The sequence below is a fragment of the Rhizobium sp. BK379 genome (assembly GCF_014193955.1).
Lineage (GTDB): Bacteria > Pseudomonadota > Alphaproteobacteria > Rhizobiales > Rhizobiaceae > Rhizobium.
Genome location: NZ_JACIAD010000008.1, coordinates 217,631 through 229,843, shown reverse-complemented (window position 1 = coordinate 229,843; position 12,213 = coordinate 217,631). Strand labels below are relative to the sequence as shown.

At 61.0% G+C, this 12,213-nt stretch carries 8 protein-coding genes; 2 read left to right on the top strand and 6 right to left on the bottom strand.

The genetic code is table 11. From position 1 onward, the window contains the following. Nucleotides 1-100 precede the first annotated feature (100 nt). The 6 genes from FHT93_RS29230 to FHT93_RS29205 all read right to left on the bottom strand — a co-directional run bounded on the left by FHT93_RS29230 (nucleotide 101) and on the right by FHT93_RS29205 (nucleotide 10,213). The gene (locus tag FHT93_RS29230) at nucleotides 101-1,294 is read right to left on the bottom strand and encodes a TadE/TadG family type IV pilus assembly protein (protein ID WP_113015566.1); all 1,194 of its coding nucleotides are present in this window, start codon (nucleotides 1,292-1,294) and stop codon (nucleotides 101-103) included. 117 nt (nucleotides 1,295-1,411) lie between these two features. Continuing rightward, the gene (locus tag FHT93_RS29225) at nucleotides 1,412-2,299 is read right to left on the bottom strand and encodes a transglutaminase family protein (protein ID WP_112968775.1); all 888 of its coding nucleotides are present in this window, start codon (nucleotides 2,297-2,299) and stop codon (nucleotides 1,412-1,414) included. Beyond that, nucleotides 2,296-4,713, bottom strand: coding sequence for a circularly permuted type 2 ATP-grasp protein (locus tag FHT93_RS29220; protein WP_183850736.1), 2,418 nt, complete (start codon nucleotides 4,711-4,713; stop codon nucleotides 2,296-2,298). The genes FHT93_RS29225 and FHT93_RS29220 overlap by 4 nt, the downstream gene beginning before the upstream one ends. A gap of 14 nt (nucleotides 4,714-4,727) precedes the next feature. Then, nucleotides 4,728-8,048 (bottom strand): transglutaminase family protein, encoded by a 3,321-nt coding sequence (locus FHT93_RS29215; protein WP_183850734.1) that lies wholly within the window; start codon nucleotides 8,046-8,048, stop codon nucleotides 4,728-4,730. Between the two features lie 108 nt (nucleotides 8,049-8,156). Then, complete coding sequence (locus FHT93_RS29210; protein ID WP_183850732.1) at nucleotides 8,157-9,539, bottom strand: sensor histidine kinase; 1,383 nt, start codon at nucleotides 9,537-9,539, stop codon at nucleotides 8,157-8,159. Beyond that, the gene (locus FHT93_RS29205) at nucleotides 9,536-10,213 is read right to left on the bottom strand and encodes a response regulator transcription factor (RefSeq protein WP_113015499.1); all 678 of its coding nucleotides are present in this window, start codon (nucleotides 10,211-10,213) and stop codon (nucleotides 9,536-9,538) included. The genes FHT93_RS29210 and FHT93_RS29205 overlap by 4 nt, the downstream gene beginning before the upstream one ends. Nucleotides 10,214-10,475: 262 nt before the next feature. On the opposite strand from FHT93_RS29205, the gene FHT93_RS29200 reads away from it, so the two are divergent. Then, nucleotides 10,476-10,988: a GNAT family N-acetyltransferase gene (locus FHT93_RS29200; RefSeq protein WP_183850730.1), complete on the top strand. Its 513-nt coding sequence runs from the start codon at nucleotides 10,476-10,478 to the stop codon at nucleotides 10,986-10,988. A gap of 65 nt (nucleotides 10,989-11,053) precedes the next feature. Continuing rightward, nucleotides 11,054-12,118, top strand: a complete 1,065-nt coding sequence (locus FHT93_RS29195; RefSeq protein ID WP_183850729.1) for an ABC transporter substrate-binding protein — start codon at nucleotides 11,054-11,056, stop codon at nucleotides 12,116-12,118. Nucleotides 12,119-12,213: the final 95 nt, after the last annotated feature.

The following is a 12,213-nucleotide window of genomic DNA, read 5'->3' as shown; positions in this document are numbered from 1 at the left end:
CGGTTTTCCCGATCTGATGGGCCGAATAAAGTTTAAACGAAAAGCCGCCCTGGTTTGTTCCGGAGCGGCTTTTTGCTGCGGTAGATTATGACTGCGGCGGTCAGTTTGTAAGCAGGGTAAGAGCTTTGGTTGCTTCCTTTGCAATGCTGGTAAAGGAAGCTACCAGATTTTCCATTGTTTCGGCTTCGTAATAGTTGCCGCCCGGCGAAGCACAATATTGGAGCAGTTGCTTGCCTTTGTCCGGAGCCATAAAGGCGACGGTAAAAATCTTGATGCCCGCGAGCTTGGTAGCGTCGCACTGGTCACGAACATTTTGGTCATATGTCTTTTGCCATACGCCTGTGTTGCCGGTCATTTCGCCATCGGTCATCAGGATAATATAGCGGGATACGATTTTGTTGTCCTTGGTTGCGTGCGCTTGACTCTCGACATCCGAACCGTCCGAGGCTTTGGCAATTGAAAGAGTCGCTTGCCTCATCGGCTCTGCCGCATCTGTACCGCCGCTTGCGGTAATGCTGTTAACATAGGTCGAGGTCGTAGCGGTGCCCCAAACCATGCCACTCATGCTTTTAATCTGGGTCTTTTTCGCATCTTTGTAGATTAGGCCGTTGTTATAAGAATACGCACCGGTCCGCACGAGGTTGTGGTCGGGATCGGCGGTGTTCAATGCCGTGAAGAGAGCGCTGGCTGCTTTCTTCAATGCATCGATCTTAATGACGTAAGTCTTGCATTTCGTGCCATCATAGGTGGCGCAAGTTGAGGTTTTGTCGCCCATCGACCCAGATTGGTCGAGCACAAGTTCCATCGAGAGGGCAGTCTTGGTATCGCTGGTGCCGCTCGAAGTCGAACTCGAGGCTCCGATATTCATTGTCTTGTAGCCGAGAACGCCGATTAACGGCGTGGTGGGGATCGCATAGGAGCTGTTGACCGTTACCTTATAGCTCTTGCTGGTTGCTGTCGTGCTGGTATCGACCTTGACGCTCGTTCCGGCCTTGATGCTGTCCATGGCCGAGGTATCCAGATAATTGGCCATCTGACCGCTGACGAAATCCTTTGCTATGGTCTCGGCTGCGGCGGCGTTGGTCGCCGTTCCGTTGGCAAGTGCGGTTGCGGCCGCCAGCGCGCCGGCATCCGTGGCTTCCTGCAGCGTACGTTTGGAGAGGATCGCATTCGAGTAGTCGATCGCCAGGCCCGCAGTGCCGATAAGCACAGGCAGCAGGATGGCCGTCATGATACCGAAATTGCCGCCACGGTCGCGCCGCAGGCGATCAAAAAGCGAATGCAGGGTGTTCATCATGTCCACCGGTTCAAAGGAGCCCTATCAGGCTCTTCATGGACCAGATGACTTTAATGGCCGCTAAAGCCAGTGTGTAAAATTGTCGGCAACTGGCTGTTTTTTCCAGTTTCGGGATTATTTGAGCGGAATTACGTCCACTGCCTGCACGGAACGCTGGCTGCCATAGCTCTTGAGCACACCGATAACGGGAGCGACATCAGCATAGTCGCGACCATATGCGACGACGATATGGTCGGTTCCAGCGGGGATATTATTGGTGGGATCGAGCTCGATCCAGCCGGCCATCTCGCCGCACCAGACGCGGACCCAGGCATGCATGGCATCAGCGCCCTCCAACCGCTCCTTGCCCGGCGGCGGGATGGTGCGCAGGAAACCGGAGACATAACCGGCGGGAATACCGAGGCTGCGCAGCGCAAGGATCATGACATGCGTGAAGTCCTGGCAGACGCCGCGCTTCAACTTGAAGGACTCCAGCGGCGTCGTGTCGACGGTCGTCGCTTCCGGATCGTAGGTGAAATCCTTGTTGATGCGGGCGCAAAGCGCATAGGCGATCTGCATGACGGTCAGCGATGGCTGGACACAGCTTTTTGCGTATTCGCTGATCGCCTTGGTTTCCGTCAGGCGCGGACTGTCGCCAAGGAAATGGTGGGGCGATTCAGGATCGAGCGACCAGATCCCCGAGACCTCGTCCGGCAGATCCGCCAGCAACGGCGAGAAATCCGCCGATATGACCTGGCTTTCGACCTGGACGCGGGCCTGCATGCGGATATCGAGCGTTTCATGCGGCGAGCGCAGCAGGAAGGACGTTGCCGGATGCTGAAAAAAATCGACGAAATGCGACTGTTCGTCCGGCTGCGGCGAAATGCTGATCGAGCCTGCGACAAGCCGCTGCCGGTTCGTCAGCGAGAGTGGCATGAGACGCATGATATGGCGCGCGCCGGATGCCGGCGTGTCGTAGCTGTAGCCCATGTGCAGGGTGAGATCGTAGAGCACGGCCGTCATCCGAGGTAGGTCTGCGCCAAGAGATCGGAGAGATGTTCCAACTCGCGTTCGAGCCTGTGGTAGACATCACCGTTCATCGTCTCCGGGGTCATGACAGCCAGACCGGAATGCAGCCGCATCGCCTCGCGGTAGAAGGGCGACATCTGGCCGTTGATAAAGGCGTTCGGAAGCTGTTCGACTTCGCGATGGATCTCGTTCATCTGGAAGAGGATCGAGCGCGGATTAAGAGGATCGAGCGCCAGAAGATCGGTGACTGTCAGCCGGGCAGTATTAACGTTGTAGCGCCGGCGATGTGTCATGACGCTGTCGCCGATTTCGAGCAGCATGTCGAGCGCGCCATCGGGTGCTTCCGGGCCGGACATGTGGCCGAGAAGCCGTGTCATATGCAGGCCGCGTTCAATATATCGGCCAAGCGAGAGAAAGCGCCAGCCGGTGAAGCGGTACATGTTTTCATGTACGAGACCGGCAAAGCCTGCGAGCTTGCGCAGCAGGATGGTCATCGCATGACTGGCATCGTCGCCGGCCAGGATGGTCGAGTGGAAGCGGCGGGCAGTCTTGGCGAGATCGTTCAGTGCCAGCCATCCGTCCGGCGAGAAGCGGTCACGGATATTGCTCGCCGAATAGACGGCGCTGTCGATATTGCGCAGCAGCGATTCCGGCACCGGCTCGGTCGTGTCGATATCGACGGCGGCAAGATATTGCGTGACGTCTGCAAGCAGCGGTTGGCTGGGGTCGGCAGCTTCGGCGTAGCGTCCGTGCCAGGCGCGCAGGATGCGCAGCGCTCCCTCGGCACGCTCGATATAGCGGCCGAGCCAGAAGAGGTTGTCGGCGGCACGGCTCGGCAGGCTGCCCGGCATGTTGCGGGTGAAGCTGCCTTCGGCGGGCAGGAGCGTGTGGCGCTCGACCGGCTTGTCGCTGACGATCCAGACGTCGGCCGCAGCACCGCCGGATTGCATTGCGATCGCGGCGGCATCGTCTCCCGCGCCGATACGGGCAAAGCCACCGGGCATGATCTGCCAGCCGTTGGGGGTACGGGCGGCGAATACGCGCAACGACATCGGCCGGGGCGTCAGTTTACCGTTGACCCAGGCTGGCGTCGTCGAGAGGGTGACGACCTCCTGACCGACGAGTTTTGCACCGTCGCTCGTCAGCCAATCCGCGATCGAAGTCTTCGCAGTGGCGCGCAGCGACGAGCCGAGAACGGATTCGCCACTATCATCGAAGAAGGGGGCACGGGAATAGGCTGGGCCGATCACCATCTTTTCGATGTTGGCCGCCACGTGATCGCGTTCGTCCTTCTGGCCGCACCACCATGTCGCAATGGAGGGCAGGCGAAGATCCTCGCCCAGCAACTGGCGACAGACGGCGGGCATGAAGGCGAGCAGGGCACGCGTTTCCAAAACACCGGTGCCGAGCGCATTGACGATCGTGACGGTTTCGGCGCGCAACGCTTCGACAAGGCCAGGCGTGCCGATATGAGAGTTCTGGTTCAGCTCCAGCGGATCGGCATAGGCAGAATCGAGACGCCGCCAGAGCACGCCAATCGGCTTCAGGCCGGCGACGGTGCGAACCATGACACGGCCGTTGACGACAGTCAGGTCCTCCCCCTCCAGCAGCATGAAGCCGAGGTAGCGGGCGATATAGGCGTGTTCGTAATAAGTCTCGTTGGCCGGGCCGGGCGTCAGAACCGCGATGCGGTCGTCGCCCGAATGTTTCATCGTCTGCAGAGCGTCGCGGAAGGCGCCGAAGAAGGAAGCGAGGCGGTGAACTGGTGTTTCGGCATAAACGTCGGAGAAGGATCGCGTGGTCGCCACGCGGTTTTCAAGCGCGAAGCCCGCGCCGGATGGCGCCTGCGTGCGATCAGCGAGCACCCACCAGTTGCCGTCGGGGCCGCGACCGATTTCGAAGGCGCAGAAATGCAGATAGTGCCCGGTCGCCGGCTTTACGCCAACCAGAGACCGCTGAAATTCCGGATTGGCGGCGATGAGCGCGGGTGGCAGAATGCCTTCCTCGACGAGCTTGTTGTCGCCATAGATATCGGCAACCATCGCTTCGAGGAGATTGGCGCGCTGCACAAGGCCCGCCGAAAGAGCCTGCCATTCGCGCTCGTCGATCAAAACCGGAATGTGTGAGAGCGGCCAGGCGCGCTCGCCGCTGCCTTTGGCGCCGTAGGCGCGATAGAAGACGCCTGCATCACGCAGGTAGCGGTCGGCGCGGGCGAAACGCTCGGCCAGATCCTTTTCCGGCATAAGGTTCAGATGGGCGAGGAAACGCTGCCAGACCGGGCGGATTGCGCCGCTGTTGTCCACCATCTCGTCGGCGATGCCGGGCAAGGGAGCATAGTCGAAGGCCGCACCCGCGCCGGCGCGTTCCTCGATTTCGTCCCTCAATTCCAATGCAGGCTTCTTGCCCATCAGACCCAGTTTCTTCAAATTCCAGCGGGTCGCCTCAGATCCAGCGTGAGCGGGAATTCAGGCGAGACCGTCTCGGCGCGCGGAATATAACCGCCCGCCGTGTGTCCCCACGGTTCGAAGCGGGCGAGTCGGCGCGCTTCCGCCTCGTTGCCGTTGACCGGGAAGGTGTCATAGTTCCGCCCGCCCGGATGGGCAACGTGATAGATGCAGCCGCCAATCGAACGTTTCGACCATGTATCATAAATATCAAAAGTCAAAGGCGTATTCACGGGCAGCACGGGATGTAAACCGGAAGCCGGCTGCCAGGCCTTGAAACGCACGCCTGCGATCGACACGCCAGATGTGCCCGTCGGCGTCAGCGGTACGATGCGCCCGTTGCAGGTGACGGCGTAGCGCGAGGCATTGCTGGATTCGAGGCGAACCTGCAGGCGTTCGACGGACGAATCGACGTAGCGCACCGTGCCGCCGACCGCTCCTTGTTCGCCCATGACATGCCAGGGCTCCAGCGCCTGGCGCAACTCCAGCTTCGAGCCCTCGTATTCGACTTCGCCGCAGAAGGGGAAGCGGAATTCGAGTTGAGCCTTAAACCAGTCGGAGCTGAGATCGAACCCGTTTTCACGAAGGTCCGAGAGCACATCGAGGAAGTCCTGCCAGACATAGTTTGGCAGCATGAAACGGTCATGCAGTGACGTGCCCCAGCGCACGAACCTGCCTTCGGCCGGATTCGTCCAGAAGCGGGCGATGAGTGCCCGCACCAGCAATTGCTGGGCGAGCGACATGCGGGCATTCGGCGGCATTTCGAAGCCACGAAATTCGACGAGGCCGAGGCGGCCGGTCGGGCCGTCGGGGGAGAAGAGCTTGTCAATGCAGATTTCGGCGCGATGGGTATTTCCGGTCACGTCGATCAGCAGGTTGCGGAACAGGCGATCGACGAGCCAGGGCAGGGGCTGCAGGCCGCGTCCGGGAGCGGGGATCTGCGCCAGCGCGATTTCCAGTTCGTAGAGACTGTCGTGACGGGCTTCGTCGATGCGTGGCGCCTGGCTGGTCGGGCCGATGAAGAGGCCGGAGAAGAGATAAGAGAGCGACGGATGGCGCTGCCAGTGCAACACCAGGCTTTTCAGCAGGTCCGGACGGCGCAGGAACGGACTGTTGTTCGGATTGCTGCCGCCGACGACGACGTGATTGCCGCCGCCGGTGCCGGTGTGGCGGCCGTCGATCATGAACTTGTCGGCGCCGAGGCGGCTCTCTCGCGCTTCCTCGTAAATGGCGGTGGTGATGTCCACCGTCTCCTTCCAGGTCGAGGAAGGGTGAATGTTGACCTCGATGACGCCAGGATCGGGCGCCACGCGGATGACGTTGATGCGCTCATCCTGTGGCGGCGCATAACCTTCGATATGGACGGCAAGGCCGAGAGCGGCGGCGGCGCGTTCGGTCGAGGCGATGAGATCGAGATAATCTTCGAGCGTCTCGGTTGGTGGCATGAATACGCAGAGGCGGCCATCGCGCGGCTCGACGGAAAGGGCGGTACGAATGTGTCCGCCAATTTCGCTGGCCGACTGCGGCATGGTCGGTTGCTGGCCGGTGAAAGGCTGGAAGTGTGCGGCCTGCAACGCTCTCCCGCTATCTCGTACGAAATCCGGTAGTTCGGGCCGCTGCACAAAGGGGTCGAGCGGATTGATGTAGGGATATTGCGACGGCGGGATATAGGCGAGGGAGTTGAGCGGAAGGCGGTAGCCGACCGGACTATCGCCCGGCATGAGGAAGATCCGGCCGCGCCGTGTCGACCATTTCTCGCTCGTCCAGCTGCGACCGGTGGCGCGCGCGTTCCACGCCTGAACGGGCAGAACGTAGCCGGTCGGACGGGTCAGCCCGCGATCGAAGACGCGGGCGATACGGCTGCGCTCCTCTGCATTCTCCAGCTTGGAGTTCGAAGGATCAACGTTTTCGGGTAGGCTCGCTTCCTTGATCAGCCATTCGGCGGGGTCTTCGAAGGCCGGTGTGACATAGTCGGGCGAAAGATCGAGTTCGCCGGCAATCGCAGTCAGCAGCCGGCCGGCATCATCCTCGTTGACCTGATAGTTGCGGCCCTCGGTGGCAACGAGATTGTCATTCGACCAGATCGGCAGGCCATCCTTGCGCCAGTACAGCGAGAAGGTCCAGCGCGGCAGGCTTTCGCCCGGATACCACTTGCCCTGGCCGTAGTGCAGGAAGCCATTTGGAGCAAAACGGGTGCGCAGCCGGCGGATCAAGGCATCCGCCTTTTCGCGTTTCGTCGGGCCGACGGCTTCGGTGTTCCATTCATCAGACTGGAAATCGTCGATGGAGACAAAGGTCGGCTCGCCACCCATGGTAAGGCGCACATCTTCGGCTTCGAGGATGCGGTCGACCTTTTCGCCAAGCTCGTTGAGTTCGTCCCAGGCGTCGTCGGAAAAGGGCTTGGTGATGCGCGGATGCTCGGCGACGCGGGCAACCTTCATGTCGAACGCGAATTCGGTCTCGGCTTCGCCGAAATAGCCACCCGAGATCGGCGCGGCATTGCGGAAATGCGGGGTGGCGGCAAGCGGGATATGGCTCTCACCGGTCAAGAGGCCCGAGGTCGGGTCAAGCCCTATCCAGCCGGCGCCGGGAAGATAGACTTCGGCCCAGGCATGAAGGTCGGTAAAATCATATTCCGTGCCGGATGGCCCATCGAGGGCCTTGAGGTCCGGGGTCAGCTGGATGAGATAACCGGAGACGAAGCGGGTGGCGAGGCCGAGGTGGCGCAATATCTGGACGAGCAGCCAGCTCGTGTCGCGGCAAGAGCCCTTGGCAGTCTCGAGCGTCTCTTCCGGTGTCTGGACGCCGGCTTCCATGCGGATCACATAGCCGATCTGCTGCTGCAGGCGCATGTTCAAGCCGACGACCATGTCGACCGTCTTCTGCTCCGAGCGGTCGAGCGTTTCGAGGAGGGCCTTCAGGCGCGGGCCGGGCTCTTCCGGCTTCATGTATATCGACAGGTCTTCGCGGATCGTTTCCGGATAGTCGAAGGGCCACATCGTCGCTTCCTCTTCGACGAAGAAGTCGAAGGGATTGTAAACCGTCATGTCGGCAACGAGATCGACCTCGATCTTGAATTCGGTCACCGGGTCGGGGAAGACGAAGCGGGCGAGGTAGTTGCCGTATGGATCCTGCTGCAGGTTCACGAAATGGTTCGCCGGCGTGACCTTCAGCGAATTGCTCAGGACCCGCGTCTTCGAATGCGAGGCGGGCTTCAGGCGGATAATCTGTGGGCCGAGGCGGACCGGTTTGTCATATTGATAATGGGTCAGATGATAGATGCTGGCTTTGATCGACATATTGCTCTTTTTGTCCGCGCGCCGTTGATCGGCTTAGCTGTTCCCAAGGCCAGTGTGTGCAATGCAGCGAAAGAATGCAAGGCAGAAAGGTTAACGCGGGGATGACGTTCAGGCAGCTCTGTTGAAGGTCACCGACGCCTTCAAGCCCCTGCCGCCGCGGCCGGGGATGAGTGTCAGTCTTGCGTTGAAAAGATTGGCGATTTCCTCAACGATCGGCAGGCCGAGACCGGCGCCGGGCGCACCGGATTCATTTCCGCGGGAGAAACGCTTTCTGACCGCTTCGAGCTTTTCGGGTGGAATGCCCGGGCCGTTGTCCTCGACCTCCAGCCGCACCGTCTCGGCATCTTCAAGGATACGCACGGTCACTTCTGCGCCCTGGCCGGCATAGGCAATGGCGTTGCCCGCAAGATTGCGCAGCATTTCGCCGATCAGCAGCGGTTCGGCGCGGATCATGGCAGGGCCTTCACCCTCGAAGCCGAGATCGATGCCGGCTTCGGCAGCACGCGGGATCTGCTCGCCGGTGATCTCCTGGGCGATGGCGGTGAGATCGATGGCCGAGGCTGTCAGCGCTTCCTTGGCGGTGGCGGCATCGATCTTGGCCATGAGCAGAAGCTGCGCAAGGATACGCTCGGCATGGGCGACCGCCTGATCGCCCTTGAGGGCAGCGTGCTGTGCCTCATCCAGCGAGGTGGAGCGAACGGAGAGGGCAAGCTGCGTGCGGATGATGGCAAGCGGCGTGCGCAGCTGATGGCTGGCATTGCCGGTGAAATTGCGCAGCGCATCGAGGGCCGATTGCAGGCGCACCATGAAGGAGTTGACGGTATCGACGAGCGGCTGCACCTCGCTCGGCACGGATTGTTCGATCGGGTGCAGGTCGTCGGGGCTGCGTTCGCCGATAGCATCGCCAAGCTTGTGGAGCGGTCGCAGTGCCACCGTGACAGAGATCCAGACGATGACGGCAGCACCGGCAATCATGACAGCGAGACGCAGGGCCGAGCGCACGAGGATCGCCTGGGCGAGCTGACGGCGGGCGATGGTCGTTTCTGCGACGGTGACAACGAACGGCACGGAGCGGATGCCGGTCGAGGCGGATCGTCCCAAGGTCGCGACGCGGATCGGCTCGCCACGGAAGATGTCGTCGGCGAAGGCGGCGGTATCGCCCTGCGTTTCCTTCAATACCGGAAGCGCCTGATATCCGGTGATGAACGTTCCGGGCGGGCCGTCGACACGGTAGAAGACACGGTCCTGCGCTGCCGAGGTGAGCATCTCCAGCGCGACATAGGGAATGTCGACCTCGAGCGTGCCGTCTTCGGCGACGACCACGCGTTCGGCAATCGCCAGTGCCGAGCCGGCGAGCACGCGGTCAGAAACGATATTCGATGTCTGCACGGCCTCGCGCCAGGTATCGGCAAGCGCCAGCGTGCCGATGACAGCGGTCGAGACAAGCAGCCAGAAAAGCAGTCGGCGCCGGAGCGAATAGGCAGCCGTCATGAGGCCTCGGGCAGTTTGTCGAGGTAATAGCCGATGCCGCGTGCGGTCTTGACCGTCAGGCCGTGCGGCGAGAGCCTTTTCCGCAGCCGGCTGACATATTGCTCGATGGCATTGGACGAAATGTCGTCATCGAAAGCGGTCAGCGACTGCATGATTGCTTCCTTGGCGACGACCTTGCCAGCACGCATGAAGAGGATTTCCAGAAGGCCGAGCTCGCGGGCTGGAATATCGAGCGGAGTGGTACCGGCCGAAAAAGCGCGGGAGTTGAGGTCGAGCGAGATCGCCCCGAAGCTGACGGTCGAGGAATGCAGCCCGGCCTGGCGACGCAGGAGCACGCGGACGCGCGCCTCGAATTCGGCAATGTCGAAGGGCTTTATAAGGTAGTCGTCAGCGCCGAGATCCAACCCTTTGACGCGTTCTTCCGGGGAGCCGCGGGCTGTCAGGATAAGCACCGCAGCCCTGCTGCCGCGAGCGCGCATGGCGCGCAGCACATCGAGCCCGTCCATCTCAGGCAGGTTCAGGTCAAGAATGACGAGATCGAAATTTTCGGCTGCAATCACGGCGTTGGCCGAGGCTCCGTCATGGACGACATCCACGGCATGTCCCGTACCACGCAAGATCGCCGACAGGCCGTCGGCCAGCGCGATATTGTCTTCGGTCAGCAGGATGCGCAACGGATGTTTCCCTCGAATTTTTGAGGGAGTTTATCAGGGACGGCAGCCCGATGTCACAGCGATTCTGGTAATTGGTGAATGGAGAGTGGTGCGTAGAAACTCACGCGCCGCGGCAGCAAACTGCCGAGGGAAGAAACGCTCCACATGTCGTGAGCCGGATCCACTGCGACGCCGTTGACCAGTCTCGATGCGCCGACATGCCGATGGCGGGGCGCAGCCTGTCATGATAAATACAAGAGAGAAGCTCGGGGAGGCTTTGCAGATGGGGAATCTGTCGGTCGCACTGGTGGAAGGCCCTGAAGAGATCGATGCTGTTCGGCATCTCAGCCGGGCCTTCCGACAATGGCTCTACGACAATTATCCGGACGAGCGGGCACAGATCGAACTTTACTACAGCCCGGAAAAATTCGAGGCGATGCTCGCCGATTTGCCGAAGATCCACGCAAGACCACAGGGCGCAATGTTCCTGGCGCGGCTGGATGGAGAGATTGTCGGCTGCGTGATGCAGCATGAGATCGCGCCGGGCGTATCGGAGATGAAGCGGCTCTTCGTTTCCGATCTGGCACGTGGCAGCGGGGCGGCGCAGGCACTCTGTGAGGCGTCCCTTGCCCAGGCCAAGAAGGATGGCTACCGGATGATGCGGCTCGATACCGGCCATCGGCAGGTCGCTGCCCAGAAGCTCTATCGCCGCCTGGGTTTTCGCGAGCGAGACGCCTATTACGACATTCCCGATGATCTGAAGCCGATCCTGCTGTTCTTCGAGCGTGAGCTTTGAAGCCTGGTAATGGCCGTTGGAAACGGCCCCTTGTCTGGCCTGTCCAGCTCGGGCATTCTTTCTCGATGAGGAGCGTTTTTATTCTGTTTTTGTGCCTGGTGCCCGGCTTTGCGGTCGCGGATCAGGTCTTCTATCCGGCGAGGTCGGGCAATGCCGGCGCGCCGGTGCTGACCGTCTATTCCTCGCTCGACGAGCCGCTGGCCCAGCCCATGATCGCCGGCTTTCAGGACGCCAATCCGGATGTGGCGGTCAAATATGAGGACATGCTGACAGGAGATATATACGACCGTATCGTCAAGGAGACAGATGCAGGTCACAAGACGGCGGACTTCGCCTTCTCCTCTGCAATGGACCTGCAGGTAAAGCTTTCGAATGACGGCTATGCGCAGGTGAGCGATCTGCCGATGAGCGCCCAATGGCCGAAATGGGCGAACTGGCGCAACACGGCCTATGCATTGACCTTCGAACCGGCCGTCTTCGTTTATCACAAGCCGAGCTTCGTTCATGAATCTGTCCCGAGCTCGCGAGCAGAATTCGTCGATTACCTCAAGCGCAAGGGCAATGAAGTCTATGGACGGATCGGGACTTATGACATCGAACGTTCCGGCGTGGGCTTTTTGTTCATGGCGCGCGATCAGGAGCAGTTCGGCGACATCTGGTCGGTGATCGGTGCGATGGGCGCGGCCGGCGTGAAACTCTACTCCACGAGTTCGGCGATCCTCGAGCGGGTCGCCGACGGGCGCTTCGTGCTCGGCTACAATATTCTCGGTTCCTATGCGGCCGATTGGGCTTCGCGTCATCCTGATGTCGGCATCGTGTTGCCGAAGGACTATACGGTCGTGATGTCACGTATCGGCCTGGTGCCGCAGGCGGCCGCCGAACCGGAACTCGGGCGGCGATACCTTGCCTTCTTCATGTCGAAGGAGGGCCAGACGATCATGGCGCGCGAGTTGCAGATACCGGCCGTCAGCCCGGAAGTTGCCGGCGAGAACACCGCCAATACCTTGCAGGAACTGCTCGGCGCACAGTTGCGTCCGGTGCCGGTCAGCCCCGGTCTCATGGTCTATCTCGACCAGGTGAAACGCGCCCGGCTGATTGCGCACTGGAATGAGGTGCTGCGGACGCAATAGGAACCCGCTCGCCGGTGCCGCCGCTTGGCAGCGCCGGTAATGGCAAGGGGCGAAGTTCGCTTGCCGCAAACCTCACCTTTTCGCATCGATGCTGC